Origin of the sequence: Shinella sp. (assembly GCF_035998705.1) — a bacterium.
Classification (GTDB): Bacteria; Pseudomonadota; Alphaproteobacteria; order Rhizobiales; family Rhizobiaceae; genus Shinella.
The window spans coordinates 108,707-126,520 of the sequence record NZ_DASYHH010000024.1 but is presented as its reverse complement, the minus strand read 5'-3'; the positions used below and the strand labels follow the sequence as shown (position 1 = coordinate 126,520).

The window sequence follows — 17,814 nt, the reverse complement described above, 5'->3', positions numbered from 1 at the left end:
AGAATGATCCGGCCCGGCACCGTTTTCGTAGAACCTACAGAAAGTCCACCACCAAATCGACAGCCCCCAAAAGGATCGCGATGCGACATGTTTCCCAATCCGACCGACCTCTGCGGATCGCCGTCGTCGGCACGGGCATCGGCGGCCTTTCGGCGGCCTGGCTCCTGTCGCAGCGCCACGAGGTCACGGTGTTCGAGGCGGAGGCGCGCATCGGCGGCCATTGCCATACGGTGGAAGCCGGGCAGGCGGCGGTGGATACCGGCTTCATCGTCTATAACGAGCGCACCTATCCCAACCTGACGGCGCTGTTTTCCCATCTCGACGTGCCGACAAAAGCCTCCGACATGTCCTTCGCCGTCTCCATGGACGACGGCGTGCTGGAATATTCCGGCACCAACCTCGTCGGCCTGTTCGCGCAGGGCAGCAATCTGGCGAGCCCACGCTTCTGGTCGATGCTGCGCGATGTCGTGCGCTTCTACCGCGAGGCGCCAGCGAGCGTGCGCGCCCTCGATCCCTCGGCAAGCCTCGACGATTACCTCAACAGCGCCGGCTTCGGCACGGCCTTCCGCGAGGACCATCTCTATCCGATGGCGGCCGCGATCTGGTCGACGCCGGCCTTGGAAATCGGCAACTACCCGGCCGTCTCCTTCGTGCGCTTCTGCGAGAACCACGGCCTGCTGAAATTCTTCCGCCGGCCGATCTGGCGCACCGTCGAGGGCGGCAGCCGCGCCTATGTGGACAAGCTCATCGCCCCCTTCCGCCACCGCATCCGCACCAGCGCGCCCGTCACCGCCATCCGCCGGGTCAATGGCGCGGTGGAAATCTCGACGCCGGGGGCGGAGCCGGAATGGTTCGACCATGTGGTGATCGCCGCCCATGCGGACCAGGCGCTGGCGCTCCTGACCGACCGGTCCCAGCGGGAAAACGATCTGCTCGGCGCCTTCTCCTACGGCCTCAACGAAACCGTGCTGCACAGCGACGAGACGCTGATGCCGCGCCGCCGCCGGGTCTGGTCGAGCTGGAACTATCTGGCGCAATCCGCCCGCGACGGCAGCACGCGCCGCAAACCCTGCGTCACCTACTGGATGAACCGCCTGCAGGGCGTGACGGCCGATCGCGCGCTCTTCGTGACGCTGAGCCCGCTGCATGCGCCGGCGGAGGAGACGGTGGTCTGGCGCGGCGTCTACCAGCACCCGCTGTTCAACGCCGCCACGCTCGCCGCGCAAAAGGAACTCTGGTCGTTGCAGGGCCAGTCGAACACCTGGTTCTGCGGCTCCTATTTCGGCTCCGGTTTCCATGAGGATGCCATCCAGGCCGGGCTTGCGGTGGGCGAAAGCCTCGGCGGCACCACCCGGCCCTGGACGGTGGCGGGCGAGTCCGACCGCATCTTCCGGACCTTGCAACAGGTCTAGCAAGACCGTTGCTCCGCGTGCGCGGTGCGGGCATTCTCCGGAAAACCCATCAGGAGCATGCCCATGATCGTCCAGGCCTGCATCAATGGCGCGCGGCCGAGCGCCTTCCACCCGCGGTTGCCGCTCGATATCGAGGCCATGGTGCGCGACAGCCTGCTCGCCATCGCGGCCGGTGCCGCCGAACTCCACGTCCATCCCCGCGCGGATGGCCGCGAGTCGCTTGCCGCCGTCGACGAGACCGTGCTTTCGCTCCGCCGCGCCTGCCCCGGCACGTTCATCGGCGTGTCGACGGGTGCCTGGATCGAAGGCGACGAGGCGGAGACGCGCCGCCTGATCGCCGGATGGCGCGAACTGCCCGACTACGCCTCGGTGAACCTTTCCGAGCCGGATGCGCCCGCCGTCATGGCGCTTCTGCGCGAGAAGGGCGTCGGCATCGAGGCGGGGCTTGCCAGCGTCGCCGATGCCGAACGGCTGCTGTCGTTGACGGACCATGACCGCGTGCTGCGCATCCTCATCGAGATCGACGAGCAGGACCTTGCGCGCGCGATGGCGGTCGCCGATGGTGTCGCCACGACGCTCGCAAGCGCCGGCCTGCGGCGGCCCGTCCTGCTGCATGGCAGCGACGCCACGGTGTGGCCCTTCGTCGAGAAAGCCCGCGAGCGCCGCTGGTCGACGCGGGTGGGGCTGGAGGACGGCAAACACCTGCCGGACAGAACCGTTGCCGAGGGCAATGCGGACCTGGTCGGCGCCGCGGTCGCCATTTTCCGGGCGGCTCCGTCCGCCGCTTAAAAAAACCGGCTGCCGTCGGGAACACTGTGGGACGCCTTCGCATTCCAACGTCGGAATTAGAGCATATTCACATGACGACGACCACCCTTCACGACGACGACCGCTGGCTTTCTCCCGTCTTCGTGCGGATCGGTTATGGCGCGGCGGAAGCCGTCCGCACCCCGAATGACGCGATGGGCTACCTGCATTTCCGCTGGCCGGCGCACCGGGGGCGGGCGTTCGACAATGCCCGCACGCTCTGTGCCGGCGCCGTGGAGCAAAACCACGCCTGCGAAGGCGCGCGCGAGGCCTTCATCCGCGCCTGCATCGAAGCGCAGATCCTCGATTAGGCCATGGACAAGGACGCTCCCCACGATCTCGACCGTTTCAAGCTGGCGCAGGCGCCGGTGTTCGAAATGGTGCTGCGGGAACTTCGCGACGGCTGCAAGCAGACGCACTGGATGTGGTTCGTCTTCCCGCAGATGCGCGGGCTCGGCCGCTCTCCCGCCGCCCGACATTTCGGCATCGTCTCGCTTGGCGAGGCGCAGGCCTATCTCGCCGACCCGGTGCTGTCCGAGCGGCTGCGGCTTGCGACGGAGGCCGTGCTTGCGATCAAGGGCCGCTCGCTGCTGGCGATTTTCGGCTCTCCCGACGACCAGAAGTTCCGCTCCTCGATGACCCTGTTCGAGGTGGCATCGGGCAAGGACCCCCTCTTCACCGAGGCCTTGCAGACCTGTTGCAACGGCGTGCGCGATGCGCAGACGCTGGCGCTGCTGAATGCGTGAGGCTCAGCGCCGCGCCATCAGCTTGGCCTGCAACACCACCACGACCAGCAGGAAGGCGCCGCGGATGACGGATTGCCAATAGGCCGACAGCGAGATCCAGCCGAGGCCGTTTTCGAAGTTCAGGATGTTGAACACCATGGCGAGCAGCAGCGCGCCGGCAAGCGTGGCGCCGACCGAGCCGGAGCCGCCGGTGAGCAGCGTGCCGCCCACGACCACCGAGGCGATGGCGAACAGTTCCCAGCCCACGCCCTCCGTCGGCTGGCCGGCGCCGAACTGCGAGGCGAGGATGACGCCGGCCAGACCGGCGAGCGTGCCGGAAGCGAGGTAGACTGCGGCCAGCGTGCGCTCGACCTTGAGGCCCATCAGCCCCGCCGTCGCCTCGCCGTCGCCGATCGCCAGGATGTGGCGGCCGACCGGCAGCTTTTCCAGCACCAGCCAGCCGAGGATGTAGGCGGCAAGCGCGATCCAGGCGGGGATGGGGAAACCCAGGAAATCGTCCTGGCCGATGATGGTGAAGCCGCTGTCATAGGAGACGGAAACCGACTGGTTGTCGGCGAGCAGCAGGCCCGTGCCATAGGCCGCGAGCATGGTCGCGAGCGTGGCGATGAAGGGCTGGATGCGCATTTTCGTGATGATGAAGCCATTGAGCGCGCCCACGGCCAGACCCGCCGCCATGCCGCCAAGAAGGCCTGCCGCCCAGTGATAGGGCGAGAAGAGTGCCGCCACCACGCTCGCCATCGCCGCCGTGCCGCCGACGGAAAGGTCTATGCCGCCGGTGATGATGACGAAGGCCATGCCGAGCGCGATCAGCGCGAACATGGAATTGTAGCGCAGGAAAGAGAGGATGTTGAACGGCGACAGGAAGTTGTCGTAGCGCAGCGCGCCGAAGAGGATGAGGCCGAAAAGTGCGGCGATGACGCCGAGCCGGGCGAGATCGCCGGAGGATTTGATCGCGAAGGGGCGGAGGATGGTCTGCATGGTGGCTGTCCCCTCAATGCCTGTCGGCGCGCTGCTGGATGAAGACGGCGAGCACGATCAGCCCCGCCTTGACGATGAGCGCCGCCGCATCCGGCACGCCGTTGGCCAGCAGCGTGTAGCGCACGAGCTGGATGACGAAGGCGCCGAGCACCGTGCCGACGATATTGGCCCGCCCGCCCGAAAGCAGCGTACCGCCGACGGCGACGGCGGCGATGGCATCGAGCTCCATGCCGAGGCCGACGAGGTTGGCGTCGCTTGCGGAATTGCGCGCCACCACGACGAGGCCGGCAATGCCGGCAAGCGCGCCGCTCACCATGTAGACGAAGAGTTTGACGCGCTTGACCGGGATGCCGGTGAGCCGCGCCGCCTTCTCGTTGCCGCCGACCGCGATGATCTGGCGGCCGATGACGGTGTAGCGGATCATCGCGAAGGCGAGGGCGGCGATGAGGACCATCAGCACGACCTGCGCCGGCACGCCGGCGATGCGGCCCATGGCGATGAACTGGAAACCCTCGTTCTTGAAGACCTGGAGGTTGCCGTTGGTCATGACCTGCGCGATGCCGCGCCCCGCGATGAACAGCACGAGGGTGGCGATGATCGGCTGGATTGAAAAGCGCGTGACGAGCAGCCCGTTGAACAGGCCGAACAGGCCGGCGACCACGATGGGGATGATGAGGGCGAGCGTGACGGCGACCGCCATGTTCTCGACCGCCCAGAACTGGCCCATGAAGATCATCGGCGCCAAGGCGCCGGCAATCGCCATCAGCGAGCCGACGGACAGGTCGATACCGCCGGTGGCGATGACCAGCGTCATGCCGGTCGCGACGATGACGATGGTGGCGACCTGGGTGAGGTTCACGTTCAGCGTCTGCCACGACAGGAAGTTCGGCGTGATGGCGACATTGACGGCGATCAGCGCCAGAAAGGCGACGAGCGTGCCGTAGCGGCTCGCCAGCGTGAAGAGCCGGCTGCCGGAGGAGAGCGCGCCGGTCGGCTGCGGGGCGGGGGTTTCGATCGTCGTCATATCAATTCACCTTCAGGGGCCACCTGATGGGCCATGGCGGCAAGCAGCGCCGCCTCGCTCAAATCCTTGCGCGGCAGGGTCTTCACCGACGTGCCATCGCTGAGCACGGTCACGCGGTCGGCGGCGGCCAGCAATTCTTCGAGTTCGGAGGAAATCATCAGCACGCTCAGCCCCTCATCGGCGAGGCTGCGCAAAAGCTTGAGGATTTCCGATTTCGCGCCGATGTCGATACCGCGCGTCGGTTCGTCGACGATCAGCACGCGCGGGTCGGTCGCCAGCCACCGGGCGAGCAGCACCTTCTGCTGGTTGCCGCCGGAAAGCTCCTTGATCGGCTGGTCGGGCGAGGCGCATTTGACGCCGAGCGCGCGGATATAGCGGGTGACGATCTCGTCCTGCCGCGCGCGGTCGACGATGCCGGCCTTCTTCAGCCTTGGTAGCAGCGCCAGCGTCATGTTCTCGCGGATGCTCATGTCCGGCACGATGCCGTCGATCTTGCGGTCTTCGGAGACGAGCCCGATACCATCCGCAATCGCATCAGCCGGCTCGCGGTAAGTGCGCTCGCTGCCCGCCAGGCGCATCGTGCCGCGCTCCATCCTGTCGGCGCCGAAGATGAGGCGCGCCGTCTCCGTGCGGCCGGAGCCGAGCAGGCCGGCAAGGCCCGAAATCTCGCCCTCGCGCACTGTCAGGCTGACATCGCGCACCCGCACGCCGGCACCGGCATTCGCCACGTCGAGGCGGACGGGCCGCTCGGGTTTCTCCTCGCCCGGCGCTATCGCCTGGAAGGCGGCAAGCTCCTTGCCCAGCATGTGGCGCACCAGCGCCATCTTCGGCATGTCGGCCATCGGGCTTTTCGCCACCGTCTGGCCGTCCCGCATGATCGTCACGCGGTCGCAGATTTCGTAAAGCTCGTCCAGCCGGTGGCCGATGAAGATCACCGCGACACCGGAGCGTTTCAGCGTGCGGATCGTCTCGAAGAGGACGGCGACCTCGCGCTCGTCCAATGAGGAGGTCGGCTCGTCCATGATGACGAGGCGGGCGTTCTGCGTTACGGCGCGGGCGATCGCCACCATCTGGCGGGTCGCCGCATCGAAATGCGCGACGGGCCGGTCGACGTCGATTGTCAGGTTGAAGGTCTTCAGCACGGCCTCGGCACCGCGGCGCATGGCGCTCTGGTCGATCAGACCGAAGCGTCTGGGCTCACGCGACAGATAGATGTTTTCCGCCACGGAGCGCTGCGGCGCGAGGTTGATTTCCTGGTAGATGGTCGCGATACCGGCGGCCTGGGCTTCGGCCGGCATGGTGAAATCGACCTCCCTGCCGTCGAAGGCGATCGTGCCCTCGTCGCGGCGATAGACGCCGGTGAGGATCTTGATCAGCGTCGATTTTCCGGCACCGTTCTGGCCGACCAGCGCCATCACCTCCGCCGGCTCGACCTCCAGCGAAGCGGCTTTCAGCGCCGCGACACCGGCGAAAGCCTTGGAAATGCCCTGCATGGACAGAAGCATGGACGTCCTCCTCTATCCGCCCTCCGGGACGGGCCACACAAGCTACACCGGAACGGACCGCAGGTCAGGCCCGTTCAAAAAACGGCCGAGACGGTTTTGCCGCCCCGGCCGCAAAGTGCTTGGGAGATGGTATCAGTAGGCGTCGGCAAGTTCCGCGGCGGCGTTGGAGGCGTCGTAGAACTTGTCTTCGTTGACGAGCGCCGGGTCGATCGCCTCACCCTTGGCATAGCGCAGCATCGTTTCGAACGCCTTCGGCCCGAAGCGCGGGTTGCATTCGACGACGGCGGCGATCTTGCCGTCAACCACGGCCTGAACGGCTTCCTTGCCGCCGTCGATCGACAGCACCAGCACGTCCTTGCCCGGCACCTTGCCGGCCGCTTCGAGTGCTGCGATCGCACCCATCGCCATCTCGTCGTTGTGGGCGTAGATGATATCGGCATCCGGATGCGCCTGGAGCAGGGATTCCGCCACCTGGCGGCCCTTGTCGCGGGCGAAGTCGCCGGTCTGCGAGGCGACGATCTCGAAGCCGCCGGCCGCCTTGATCGCCTCGTCAAAGCCCTTCTTGCGGTCGTTGGCCGGCGAAGAGCCGGTCGTGCCTTCCAGTTCGATGATCTTCGTCTTGCCGTTGGCGTTCTTCACCAGCCATTCGGCAATGCGCTGTCCTTCCAGCACAAAATCGGAACCGATGAAGGTCAGATAATCCTCGCCGGCCTTGGCGAGCGACGGATCGACAGAGCGGTCGAGCAGGATCACCGGAATGCCGGCCTTCTTGGCGGCCATGACGGCGGGGATCAGCGGCTTTTCCTCGCGCGGCGCGAGGAAGATGACGTCGACGCCCTGGGCGATCATCGAGTTGACGTCGGCCACCTGCTTGGCGGCCGAGCCGGCGGCATCCGTATAGACCAGCTGGAAACCGAGCTTTTCGGCCTCCGCCTTCATGCTGTTGGTCTGCGCGATGCGCCAGGGATTGTTGGATTCGGTCTGCGCGAAGCCGACCTTGTATTTGTCCTTCTGCGCCAGCTTCGGCACTTCGGCAATCGCGACGCCGGCCACGGCGAGCGCGCCGACGGCCGTGGCCGCAAGCATGAAAATGCGACGGGAAATCATGGTCATGAGCGGGTTCTCCTCCCAGATATTTGGCCGGTGCTCCTCTACCGGACGTGAGCATTTTGTGCTTCACATGTCTAAATCTTGCGCTAATAATATTAGCAGTCAAGAGCCAAAATTATGAGCAATTGCAAAAAATTCGTGTGCAGTGCAATGCACGCCGAGGGTTGAGGAACGACGCATGGCGAGGGGTAACGGGCGAAATTCGGACAAGGAAGGCGGCGGACGGCCGACCATGACGGACATAGCGCGCATTGCCGGCGTGTCGCAGTCGAGCGTTTCCCTGGTGCTGAACGAGATGTCCGGCTCGCGCATTTCGCCGGAAACGCAGCAGAAGGTGCGCGAGGCTGCTCATAAAATCGGTTATAAATTACCGGCGACCCGCGGCCCGGTGGCGACAGCCCCCGCGGTCGAGAAGGATACGATCGCCTTCATCGTCGACGAGATCTCGACCAGCCCGCATCCCGTCGTCAGCCTGGACGGCATCCGCGACCATGCTTTCGAGCAGGGGCTGCTGGTCTCGGCCCATGCCACGCGCTCGAACCCGGACCTCGAGCGCGCAGTGCTGCGCTCGGTATTGCGCGACCCGTCGATCGCCGGCGTCATCTATGCGACGATCTTCACCCGCAAGGTCAGCGTGCCGCCGGAGCTGAAGACCATCCCGACCGTGCTGCTCAACTGCTATTGCGAGCCGCGCCAGCATGTGGCGATCGTTCCGGGCGAGGTGGCGGGCGGTTTTGCGGCGACGGCCCATCTCACCGCGCTCGGCCACAAGCGCATCGGCTTCATCAACGGCGAAACCTGGATGGACGCCGCGATGGACCGGCTGAAGGGCTACAAGCAGGCGCTCGCCACCGCCGACATCGCCTTCGACGAGAGCCTGGTGCGCGACGGCGACTGGCTGCCTTTGCGCGGCTACGAGGCCGGCCTCGACCTGCTGTCCATGGACAATCCGCCCACCGCCATCTTCTGCGGCAACGACCTGATGGCGATCGGCATGATGGAGGCGGCGCAGGAAAAGGGTCTGCGCGTGCCGCAGGATCTCTCCGTCATGGGCTATGACGACCAGGAACTGGCGCGCTACACCCATCCGCCGCTCTCGACGCTGGTGCTGCCGAACTACGAGATGGGCCAGAAGGCGGCCGAGATCCTCATCGACATGGCGATCCACGGCAAGCACATGCGGCCGATGACCATCAAGGTCGACGGGCCGCTCGTCGTGCGCGAGACGACGGCGCAACTCGCCGGCGCCAAAGGGTGCTGACCCTACTCGTGCAGGATGTGGGCGGCCTTCACGGCGGCCGAGGCGCGGTTCTCGACGCCGAGCTTCACATAGATCTGTTCGAGATGCTTGGTCACCGTGCGGGCGCTGAGGCCGAGGATCTCGCCGATATCCCGGTTCGACTTGCCCTTGGCGATCCACAGCAGCACCTCGGATTCGCGCTGGGTCAGCGAAAAATGCTGGCGCAGGATTTCCTCGTCCGACAGCCGGTTTTCCGCGGTCAGGCGGAAGAGATATTCGTCGGCCCCGATCGCCCCCAGGAAGGAAAGCTGCAGGCTCGCCTGTCCCGCCTGGTGGATGGCGAAATTGTTGTCGCGCGCGGTGCTGCGCGTCTTCATCCAGCCGCGGATGTGCATGGAGACGGCATCGAGCCCGTCGTCGCTGCCGGTCGCGGCATTCACTAGACGCGTCGCCTGTGGCGTCGACCAGCGGATCTTTCCCTCGCCGCTCACCGCCAGCAGATGTCGCCCCGCCGCATCCAGCGCCACGCGCGCGCTTTGCGCCGAGCGCGCATTGGTGAGGTGAACGCGGATGCGGGCGCGCAACTCGTCGATGTTGATCGGCTTGGTCAGGTAGTCGACGCCGCCGGCTTCCAGCGCGCGCACGACATGTTCTGTCTCGGTGAGCCCCGTCATGAAGACGACCGGCACCGGGCTTGCCGCCGGATTGGCCTTGAGCTTCAGGCAGGTGTCGAACCCGTCCATGCCGGGCATCACCGCGTCGAGCAGGATGATATCGGGCGTGATGCGGTCGACGATGTTGAGCGCGGAGGCGCCCGACGTGGCGATCAGCACGGAAAAGCCGCTCTGTTCAAGCGCCTCCGTCAGGAAGCCGAGTGCTTCGGGGGAATCGTCGACGATGAGGACGATGTCGCGCGGGGTGGCCGTTTCAGTCACGGGCGGCGTCCTTTGTGGGATCCATGGTCTTCAGGAAGGCGTCGTAGCCGGAAAGATCGAACACCTGCACATAGGCGCGCACCGCCTCGGCGAAGGGCTGGTGCTCGGGCAGGCGGGCGATCTCGGCAAGTTTCGCCTCGATGCCCCGCACATAGCCGATCTCGCCGAGCTGGATCAATTCCTGCACATGGTTTTGTGCGGGAACGATTATGCTGCCCTGTGCCGGCTCCGCCGCCTTCGCCTCGCCGTGATAGGTCCATTCGAGACCCATATGCAGCGCGAGCTTGTCGGTGAGCTGGCGCAGGTCGAAGGGCTTTGCCAGCGTGTCGTTATGGCCCGTATGGGCGGAGGCCGAGCCGTCGCCGATATTGGCCGACAGCATGATGATCGGCCCGGGCTGGCCGAGCGCGCGCAGCCGCTCCACCAGCGCCCAGCCGTTCATGCCCGGCATGGAAATGTCGATGAGGAAGAGATCCGGCTTCAGGCTCTCGACGAGCGCCAGCGCATCCGCGCCGCTTCGCGCGTTCAGCACGGTGAAATCGAGCGGCCGCAGCACCTCTTCCATCAGGTTGCGGTGGTCGGCATTGTCGTCGACGACGAGGATGGTGCGCCGCGGGCCGCTGTAACCCTTGATGTGCAGCACCTTCGGCGCCGTCGGGCGATCGACCGCCGAGAGCATCAGGCGCACCTTGAACTCCGTGCCCCTGTCGCGTTCGCTCTTCACCGAAATCTCGCCGCCCAGCGTCTGCGTCAGGAGCCGCGTGATGGTGAGGCCGAGGCCGAGGCCGGGCATGCCGTGTTCTGTATCGCCGCGCTGGAACGGCTCGAAGATGCGCGGCAGGTCCTTTTCGAGAATGCCACGGCCGCTATCGGCCACCGTGAAGGTCGCGACCTGGTTGCGATAGGCGACGTCGAGGCGGATTTCGCCGCTATCGGTGAATTTCAGCGCATTCGAGATGAGGTTGACGAGGATCTGGCGCAGGCGTTTTTCATCGGTTCGCACATAGGACGGCAGGTTTTTCGGACGGGTATGGGCGAAAGCGACACCCTTGGCCTGCGCCTGCGGGCGGAACATCTCCAGGATCTGGTCGAGGAAATCGTCGATGTTGATCTCGTTCGAATAGACCTGCAACTTGCCCGCCTCGATCTTGGAAATGTCGAGCAGCCCGTCGATGAGGCCGGAGAGGTGATCGGCGCTGCGCTTGATCACGCGGATCGCGCCCTGCCGCTGCGGCGGGATGCTCTCGTCGCGTTCCAGCACCTGCGCATAGCCGAGCACGGCATTCAGCGGCGTGCGCAATTCATGGCTGAGGCCGACGACATAGCGGCTCTTGGCGCGGTTGGCGGCTTCGGCCGTTTCCTTCGCCTGCTGGAGGGCGGCGTCGGTCTTCTTGTGGGCGGCGATTTCCTTCAGGAGGAGGGTGGTCTGGCGCGAGGATTCCTCCTCGGCAACCACCCGGCTGTCATGCGCCAGCACGTAGAACCACGAGACGACGCCCGCCACCACGGCGAAGACGAAGAACACGATGGCGATGGTGCGCTCCACCACGGTGGCCGTTTCCGGCGAGCCGGTGCCGACCTGGTGGGCGATCATCGCGAGGATGATGCCCATGCCGGTGATCGAGAGCGCGGCCGCGATGCCGTAGCGGCCAAGCCGCGTGCCGAGCGCGGTCGTCACCGCTTCGGGCAGGATGGATTTCGCCACGCCCGCCACCTGCGCATTGAACCGCGCCTTCGGCTTGCACAGGTCGTGGCAGCGGCTGTCGAGCGAACAGCAGAGCGAGCAGATCGGCGCGGCATAGGCCGGGCACCAGGCCATGTCCTCCGGCTCGAACGGGTGTTCGCAGATCGAGCAGGTGATGGTGCTGAGCTGCGCCCAGCTCTTCCTCGGCTTGCGCGCCAGGTAATATTTGCCGCCCGTCGCCCAGGCGATCGCCGGCGAGGCGATGAAGGCGACGACGGCGGCGATATAGGGCGCGAGCGAGGCGGGGATTTCGCCGAAGGTGCCGAAATGCGCCATGAGGGCGACGATCGCCGACAGCGTCATGGCGCCGAGGCCAACCGGGTTGATGTCGTAGAGATGGGCGCGCTTGAACTCGATGCCTTCAGGCGACAGGCCGAGCGGCTTGTTGACGAAGAGGTCCGCCGAAATGGTGCAGAGCCAGGCCATGGCGACGATGGAGAAGACGCCGAGCGTTTCCTCCAAGAGCTTGTAGATGCCGAGTTCCATCAAGAGCAGCGCGATCGCCACGTTGAACACCAGCCAGACGACGCGGCCGGGATGGCTGTGCGTCAGGCGCGAGAAGAAGTTCGACCAGGCGAGCGAGCCGGCATAGGCGTTCATCACGTTGATCTTGAGCTGCGAGACCACCACGAAGGCGACCATCAGCAGCAGCGCCGCCGCATCCCACGGCAGCATGTAGCCGAAGGCGGTGTAATACATCTGCGAAGGATCGGCCGCCCGCGTCGACGGCACGCCGGCCGAGAGCGCCAGCACGACGAGGAAGGAGCCGGCGATCAGTTTTGGCGCGCCCACAATGACCCAACCGGAACCCGCAAGAAACACGGCGATGCGATGGTGCAGCTTCTTCTGCCCGTCCGGCGGCAGGAAGCGCAGGAAATCCACCTGCTCGCCGATCTGCGCCATCAGCGCGAAGATGACAGCCGAGGCCGCGCCGAACTCCACCAGATTGAACGGCGCATAGGTGCCGGGTGGGCCGGAGGCGTGGTGCAGGCCGGAATAGGCGAGCCACTGCCCGACCTTCTCCCAGTCCGCAAAGGCGATGAAGACGAAGGGCAGGATGTTGAGCACGATCCAGAACGGCTGCGTGACGAGCTGGAAGCGCGAGATGAGCTGCACGCCATGCGTCACCAGCGGGATCACCACCACCGACGAGATGATGTAGCCGATCCACAGCGGGATGCCGAGCGCCAGCTCCAGCGCGCCGGACATGATGGACGCCTCGATGGCGAAGAGGATGAAGGTGAAGCTCGCATAGATCAGCGAGGTCAGCGTCGAGCCGATATAGCCGAAGCTCGCGCCGCGCGTGAGAAGGTCGATATCGACGCCGTGGCGGATGGCATAGCGGCTGATCGGCAGGCCGACGACGAGGATCATCAGGCTCGCCACCACGATGGCGACGATGGCGTTGGTCGTGCCGTAGGACATGGTGATCGCGCCGCCGATGGCTTCCAGCGCCAGGAAGGAGATCGCGCCGATGGCGGTCTGCGAGATGCGATCGGAGGAAAAGCGGCGCGCGCTCTTGGCGGTGAAACGCAGCGCATAGTCTTCCAGCGTCTGGTTCGCGACCCAACGGTTATACTCGCGGCGGATCGGTATGATGCGCTGGCGTGCGGCCATGTTTTGCTGTCGTTCTCACGTGTTGTTTTGGGCTTCCCCCTCCCTCCACGTCATCCTCGGGCTTGACCCGAGGATCCATGCCGCGGGTGCCGTGTGGATCCTCGGGTCAAGCCCGAGGATGACGGAGGAGAGGGAGGGAGCCCCGACCCATAGGCCTTCGTAACACAGATACAGCGCCCCTGAAATTGGTGCAGCGCCGCAAAACTTCCCGCTTCCCCCCGGCAACTACGTAGAATGACGTATGTGCAGCGCAGCATCCCCGGCGGATAGTTTCTTAAGCAACGGTTAAACAGCTTCCGCTCCCGTTGCGGTCAAAAAGAACGAGAGGGGTTCCGACAATGTCCATCAAGGCGCGCGCCACCGGCGCATTGCTTGCTGCAATTCTTTCGACAACCGCCTTCCACGGCGCTTTCGCGGCCGACGACACGATTAAGGTCGGCATCCTGCATTCGCTTTCCGGCACCATGGCGATTTCCGAGACGACGCTCAAGGACGCCATGCTGATGCTCATCGAGGAGCAGAACAAGAAGGGCGGCCTTCTCGGCAAGCAGCTCGAGGCCGTCGTCGTCGATCCGGCCTCCGACTGGCCGCTCTTCGCCGAAAAGGCGCGTGAGCTCGTCTCGGTCAACAAGGTCTCGGCCGTGTTCGGCTGCTGGACCTCGGTATCGCGCAAGTCGGTGCTCCCGGTCTTCGAAGAGCTGAATTCCATCCTCTTCTACCCCGTGCAGTACGAGGGCGAGGAAAGCCAGCGCAACGTCTTCTACACGGGTGCCGCGCCGAACCAGCAGGCAATCCCGGCCGTCGATTACCTCGCCGAGAACGAAGGCGTCGAACGCTGGGTTCTGGCCGGCACGGACTATGTCTATCCGCGCACGACCAACAAGATTTTGGAAGCCTACCTGATCTCCAAGGGCGTGAAGCCCGAGGACATCATGATCAACTACACGCCGTTCGGTCACTCGGATTGGCAGACGATCGTCTCCGACATCAAGAAGTTCGGCTCGGCCGGCAAGAAGACGGCCGTCGTCTCCACCATCAACGGTGACGCCAACGTTCCCTTCTACAAGGAACTCGGCAACCAGGGCGTCAAGGCGGAAGACATTCCGGTCGTCGCCTTCTCGGTCGGCGAGGAAGAACTCGCCGGTCTCGACACCGCGCCGCTCGTCGGGCATCTCGCCGCCTGGAACTACTTCCAGTCCGTCGACAACCCGGCCAATGCCGAGTTCATCAAGACGTGGAAGGCCTTCACCAAGAACGACAAGCGCGTCACCAACGACCCGATGGAAGCCCATTATATCGGCTTTGCCATGTGGCTGAAGGCGGTGGAAAAGGCCGGCACGACCGATACCGACGCCGTGCTCGACGCGATGATCGGCGTCTCCGTGCCGAACCTCTCGGGCGGCTATTCCACCATGATGCCGAACCACCACATCACAAAGCCCGTGCTGATCGGCGAAATCCAGGCCGACGGCCAGTTCGAGACCGTCTGGCAGACCTCCGGCCTCGTGGTCGGCGACGAATGGTCGGACTTCCTGCCCGACTCCAAGGACCTGATCGCCGATTGGCGCAAGCCCATGGAATGCGGCAACTTCAACGTCGTCACCGGCAAGTGCGGCGGCAAGGGCTCCTGATTGGATGGCTTGAGGGGAGGGGTGTGAAGCCCACCCTTCGGGCCACCTTCCAGCCGGTGCGTGGTTTGCCCCTCACCCTAACCCTCTCCCCGCAAGCGGGGAGAGGGGACGTGCCCCGCAAACGGGCGCGGATTGGGGAAGCGGTACGACATGTTCCCTTCTCCCCGTTTGCGGGGAGAAGGTGCCGGCAGGCGGATGAGGGGCCTGCCGACCAACCACCATCCCGCCGCATCGGGATGGCCACATCACCCAACGCTTCGAGGCCATGCGATGCACACGCGGCTCATCCATCGTTTCCTGCAATGCCTGCTCGTCGCCGTCTGCGTGGTGGTAAGCCTGCTCGCCACCGACCTGCACGCGGCAGACGACCTGCGCAGCATGGTCAACGCGCTCGGCAGCGGCAATTTCCAGCAGAACCAGAAACAGGTCGAAGCGCTGGCCAAGACCGGCGATCCGAAGATCGTACCCGCGCTCGAAGCGCTTTCCGAGGGCGATCTCTACCTGCGCAAGGCCGATGGCATCGTGTTCATCGTCAAGCCGGCCGGCGCCAATTTCAAGATCATCGATGCCCTGACGGGCGACGAGGCCGGCGAGGAAGCCAAGGCGGCGCTCGAAAAGGTCAAGGTCAACAACGGGCTGCGCCGGGTGATCCGCGCCGCGCTCAGCGGCCTCACCCTGATGAGCCCGGACGTGAATGTGCGTCTTCAGGCCGCCAGCACGATCCTGCGCACGCCGTCGGCCGATGCGCTCGAAGGTCTCGATGCCGCAATCGCCGCCGAGACGAGCGACAGCGTCAAGACGGTGCTCGCCCAGGCCCGCGCCGCCTCCGTGCTGATTTCCGATCGTCCGGTGGAAGAGAAAAAGGCCGCGGTGGCGACCGTCGTCGAGACCGGCGGGCGGGATTCGCTGTCCCTGCTGTCCGGCGCGCTGTCCTCCGCCGACGAAAGCCTGCGCCCCGATATCGAGGCCGGCATCCAGAAGATCGAGGACCAGCTGGCAATCTGGGCCGCCGGCCAGAACATCTGGTACGGCCTGTCGCTCGGCTCCGTGCTGCTGCTGGCCGCGATCGGCCTTGCCATCACCTTCGGCGTGATGGGCATCATCAACATGGCACACGGCGAGATGGTCATGCTCGGCGCCTACACGACCTTCGTCGTGCAGCAGGTCATCCGGGATTCCTATCCGGACGCCTTCGCCTGGTCGCTGGCGATCGCGCTGCCGCTCGCCTTCCTCGTCACCGGCGCCGTCGGGCTCGTCATGGAGCGCGGCATCATCCGCTTCCTCTATGGAAGGCCGCTCGAAACGCTGCTCGCCACCTGGGGCGTCTCGCTGATCCTCCAGCAGGCTGTGCGTTCGATCTTCGGCCCGACGAACCAGGAGGTCGGCAATCCCTCCTGGATGTCCGGCGCCTTCGAACTCGGCGGGCTGACGATCACCTGGAACCGCCTGTGGATCATCGTCTTCTCGCTCGCCGTCTTCGCCTTCCTGCTCTTCCTCCTCAAGAAGACCCCCATGGGCCTGCAGATGCGCGCCGTCACGCAGAACCGCCGCATGGCCTCCTCCATGGGCATCCGCACGCCCTGGGTCGATGCGCTGACCTTTGCGCTCGGCTCCGGCATCGCGGGCATTGCCGGCGTCGCGCTCAGCCAGATCGACAACGTCTCGCCGAACCTCGGCCAGGGCTACATCATCGACAGCTTCATGGTCGTGGTCTTCGGCGGCGTCGGCAATCTCTGGGGCACGCTGGTCGGCGCCTTCACGCTCGGCATCCTCAACAAGTTCCTGGAGCCCTATGCCGGCGCGGTGCTGGGTAAAATCCTCGTGCTCGTGCTGATCATCCTCTTCATCCAGAAGCGGCCGCGCGGGCTCTTCGCACTCAAAGGCAGGGCGGTGGAAGCATGATCACCTCGTTTCTCGCGAAAGCCCTCGGGCGCAACATCGTCATCACCGTCGCGATCCTGCTGGCGCTTGCCGCCGTCATCCCGGCGCTGAACCTCATGACCGCGCCGGACCATCCGCTGCATGTGCCCACCTACATCGTCTCGCTGTTCGGCAAATACCTCACCTATGCGCTGCTGGCGCTGGCGCTCGATCTCGTCTGGGGCTTCTGCGGCATCCTCTCGCTCGGCCACGCCGCCTTCTTCGCGCTCGGCGGTTATGCCATGGGCATGTACCTGATGCGCCAGATCGGCGCGCGTGGCTCCTACGGCAATCCGCTGCTGCCGGACTTCATGGTCTTCCTCAACTGGAAAGAGCTGCCCTGGTTCTGGCAAGGCTTCGACATGTTCTGGTTCGCCGCGCTGATGGCGATCCTCGTGCCCGGCCTGCTCGCCTTCGTCTTCGGCTGGTTCGCCTTCCGCTCGCGCGTCAACGGCGTCTATCTCTCGATCATCACCCAGGCGATGACCTTCGCCCTGCTGCTCGCCTTCTTCCGCAACGACATGGGTTTCGGCGGCAATAACGGCCTCACCGATTTCAAGGACATCCTGGGCTTCAACATCCAGTCGAACGGCACGCGCTCGGCGCTCTTCGCGGCGTCGGCCATCGCACTCGCCCTCTCGCTGGTCATCACCTCGGGCATCGTGCGCTCCAAATACGGAAAGATCCTCGTCGGCGTCCGTGATGCCGAGAGCCGCACCCGCTTCCTCGGCTACCGCGTCGAGCACATGAAGCTCTTCGCCTTCGTGGTCTCCGCCATGATGGCGGGTGTCGCCGGCGCGCTCTATGTGCCGCAGGTCGGCATCATCAATCCGGGCGAATTCGATCCGGCCAATTCCATCGAGGTCGTCATCTGGACGGCGGTCGGCGGGCGCGGCACGCTGATCGGGCCGATCGTCGGCGCCATCCTCGTCAATGGCGGCAAAAGCATCTTCACCGCCGCCTTCCCGGAATTCTGGCTCTTCGCGCTCGGCGGCCTCTTCGTGTTCGTCACGCTGTTCCTGCCCAAGGGCATCGTCGGCACCGCGCGGCAGTTTGTCGAGCGGCGCAAGGACTATCGCAAGGCGAAGGCCGATGAAGCGGCGCGCGCCTTTGCGGCGGCAGAACCCCAGGCGGCGGAGTAGATG

At 65.3% G+C, this 17,814-nt stretch carries 14 protein-coding genes; 8 read left to right on the top strand and 6 right to left on the bottom strand.

Features of this window, described 5'->3' with window-relative positions; genetic code table 11:
- Positions 1-80: 80 nt before the first annotated feature.
- The 4 genes from VGN93_RS21310 to VGN93_RS21295 all read left to right on the top strand — a co-directional run bounded on the left by VGN93_RS21310 (position 81) and on the right by VGN93_RS21295 (position 2,965).
- Complete coding sequence (locus tag VGN93_RS21310; RefSeq protein WP_327509033.1) at positions 81-1,412, top strand: NAD(P)/FAD-dependent oxidoreductase; 1,332 nt, start codon at positions 81-83, stop codon at positions 1,410-1,412.
- Positions 1,413-1,475: 63 nt separating this feature from the next.
- Positions 1,476-2,201, top strand: a complete 726-nt coding sequence (locus VGN93_RS21305) for a 3-keto-5-aminohexanoate cleavage protein (protein WP_327509032.1) — start codon at positions 1,476-1,478, stop codon at positions 2,199-2,201.
- 71 nt (positions 2,202-2,272) lie between these two features.
- Positions 2,273-2,530, top strand: a complete 258-nt coding sequence (locus tag VGN93_RS21300; RefSeq protein ID WP_319315958.1) for a DUF982 domain-containing protein — start codon at positions 2,273-2,275, stop codon at positions 2,528-2,530.
- Between the two features lie 3 nt (positions 2,531-2,533).
- Complete coding sequence (locus VGN93_RS21295; protein WP_327509031.1) at positions 2,534-2,965, top strand: DUF1810 domain-containing protein; 432 nt, start codon at positions 2,534-2,536, stop codon at positions 2,963-2,965.
- Positions 2,966-2,968: 3 nt separating this feature from the next.
- On the opposite strand, the gene VGN93_RS21290 is transcribed toward VGN93_RS21295, so the two are convergent.
- From VGN93_RS21290 to VGN93_RS21275, 4 genes are all read right to left on the bottom strand, one after another.
- Positions 2,969-3,943 (bottom strand): ABC transporter permease, encoded by a 975-nt coding sequence (locus VGN93_RS21290; protein ID WP_327509030.1) that lies wholly within the window; start codon positions 3,941-3,943, stop codon positions 2,969-2,971.
- A gap of 13 nt (positions 3,944-3,956) precedes the next feature.
- Complete coding sequence (locus VGN93_RS21285) at positions 3,957-4,967, bottom strand: ABC transporter permease (RefSeq protein WP_327509029.1); 1,011 nt, start codon at positions 4,965-4,967, stop codon at positions 3,957-3,959.
- The gene (locus VGN93_RS21280) at positions 4,964-6,472 is read right to left on the bottom strand and encodes a sugar ABC transporter ATP-binding protein (RefSeq protein WP_327509028.1); all 1,509 of its coding nucleotides are present in this window, start codon (positions 6,470-6,472) and stop codon (positions 4,964-4,966) included. The genes VGN93_RS21285 and VGN93_RS21280 overlap by 4 nt, the downstream gene beginning before the upstream one ends.
- Before the next feature lie 132 nt (positions 6,473-6,604).
- Positions 6,605-7,585, bottom strand: a complete 981-nt coding sequence (locus tag VGN93_RS21275; RefSeq protein ID WP_327509027.1) for an ABC transporter substrate-binding protein — start codon at positions 7,583-7,585, stop codon at positions 6,605-6,607.
- 175 nt (positions 7,586-7,760) lie between these two features.
- Here VGN93_RS21275 and VGN93_RS21270 point away from each other — a divergent pair, with 175 nt between their 5' ends.
- Positions 7,761-8,843, top strand: a complete 1,083-nt coding sequence (locus VGN93_RS21270; RefSeq protein WP_327509026.1) for a LacI family DNA-binding transcriptional regulator — start codon at positions 7,761-7,763, stop codon at positions 8,841-8,843.
- A gap of 2 nt (positions 8,844-8,845) precedes the next feature.
- Here VGN93_RS21270 and VGN93_RS21265 read toward each other — a convergent pair whose 3' ends face one another.
- Together VGN93_RS21265 and VGN93_RS21260 are read right to left on the bottom strand one after the other, a co-directional pair.
- On the bottom strand, positions 8,846-9,757 hold the full coding sequence (locus tag VGN93_RS21265; protein WP_327509025.1) for a response regulator transcription factor: 912 nt from the start codon (positions 9,755-9,757) through the stop codon (positions 8,846-8,848).
- Positions 9,750-13,118: a hybrid sensor histidine kinase/response regulator gene (locus tag VGN93_RS21260; protein WP_327509024.1), complete on the bottom strand. Its 3,369-nt coding sequence runs from the start codon at positions 13,116-13,118 to the stop codon at positions 9,750-9,752. Before VGN93_RS21260 ends, VGN93_RS21265 begins: the two co-directional genes overlap by 8 nt.
- A gap of 338 nt (positions 13,119-13,456) precedes the next feature.
- On the opposite strand from VGN93_RS21260, the gene urtA reads away from it, so the two are divergent.
- From urtA to urtC, 3 genes are all read left to right on the top strand, one after another.
- Positions 13,457-14,749 carry an urea ABC transporter substrate-binding protein gene (gene urtA / locus VGN93_RS21255; RefSeq protein WP_319315984.1) on the top strand — a complete coding sequence of 431 codons (1,293 nt, stop codon included), beginning with the start codon at positions 13,457-13,459 and terminating at the stop codon, positions 14,747-14,749.
- 270 nt (positions 14,750-15,019) lie between these two features.
- Positions 15,020-16,651 carry an urea ABC transporter permease subunit UrtB gene (urtB, locus tag VGN93_RS21250; RefSeq protein ID WP_327509023.1) on the top strand — a complete coding sequence of 544 codons (1,632 nt, stop codon included), beginning with the start codon at positions 15,020-15,022 and terminating at the stop codon, positions 16,649-16,651.
- A complete protein-coding gene (urtC, locus tag VGN93_RS21245) occupies positions 16,648-17,811 on the top strand; it encodes an urea ABC transporter permease subunit UrtC (protein WP_327509022.1) in 1,164 nt (387 codons plus the stop codon). The genes urtB and urtC overlap by 4 nt, the downstream gene beginning before the upstream one ends.
- Positions 17,812-17,814 lie beyond the last annotated feature (3 nt).

What these genes read in the sequence shown, in the direction of transcription:
- VGN93_RS21310 (WP_327509033.1), top strand. Translation starts at nt 81, where the DNA reads ATGCGACATGTTTCCCAATCCGACCGACCTCTGCGGATCGCCGTCGTC.
- VGN93_RS21305 (WP_327509032.1), top strand. Translation starts at nt 1,476, where the DNA reads ATGATCGTCCAGGCCTGCATCAATGGCGCGCGGCCGAGCGCCTTCCAC.
- VGN93_RS21300 (WP_319315958.1), top strand. Translation starts at nt 2,273, where the DNA reads ATGACGACGACCACCCTTCACGACGACGACCGCTGGCTTTCTCCCGTC.
- VGN93_RS21295 (WP_327509031.1), top strand. Translation starts at nt 2,534, where the DNA reads ATGGACAAGGACGCTCCCCACGATCTCGACCGTTTCAAGCTGGCGCAG.
- VGN93_RS21290 (WP_327509030.1), bottom strand. Translation starts at nt 3,943, where the DNA reads ATGCAGACCATCCTCCGCCCCTTCGCGATCAAATCCTCCGGCGATCTC.
- VGN93_RS21285 (WP_327509029.1), bottom strand. Translation starts at nt 4,967, where the DNA reads ATGACGACGATCGAAACCCCCGCCCCGCAGCCGACCGGCGCGCTCTCC.
- VGN93_RS21280 (WP_327509028.1), bottom strand. Translation starts at nt 6,472, where the DNA reads ATGCTTCTGTCCATGCAGGGCATTTCCAAGGCTTTCGCCGGTGTCGCG.
- VGN93_RS21275 (WP_327509027.1), bottom strand. Translation starts at nt 7,585, where the DNA reads ATGACCATGATTTCCCGTCGCATTTTCATGCTTGCGGCCACGGCCGTC.
- VGN93_RS21270 (WP_327509026.1), top strand. Translation starts at nt 7,761, where the DNA reads ATGGCGAGGGGTAACGGGCGAAATTCGGACAAGGAAGGCGGCGGACGG.
- VGN93_RS21260 (WP_327509024.1), bottom strand. Translation starts at nt 13,118, where the DNA reads ATGGCCGCACGCCAGCGCATCATACCGATCCGCCGCGAGTATAACCGT.
- urtA (WP_319315984.1), top strand. Translation starts at nt 13,457, where the DNA reads ATGTCCATCAAGGCGCGCGCCACCGGCGCATTGCTTGCTGCAATTCTT.
- urtB (WP_327509023.1), top strand. Translation starts at nt 15,020, where the DNA reads ATGCACACGCGGCTCATCCATCGTTTCCTGCAATGCCTGCTCGTCGCC.
- urtC (WP_327509022.1), top strand. Translation starts at nt 16,648, where the DNA reads ATGATCACCTCGTTTCTCGCGAAAGCCCTCGGGCGCAACATCGTCATC.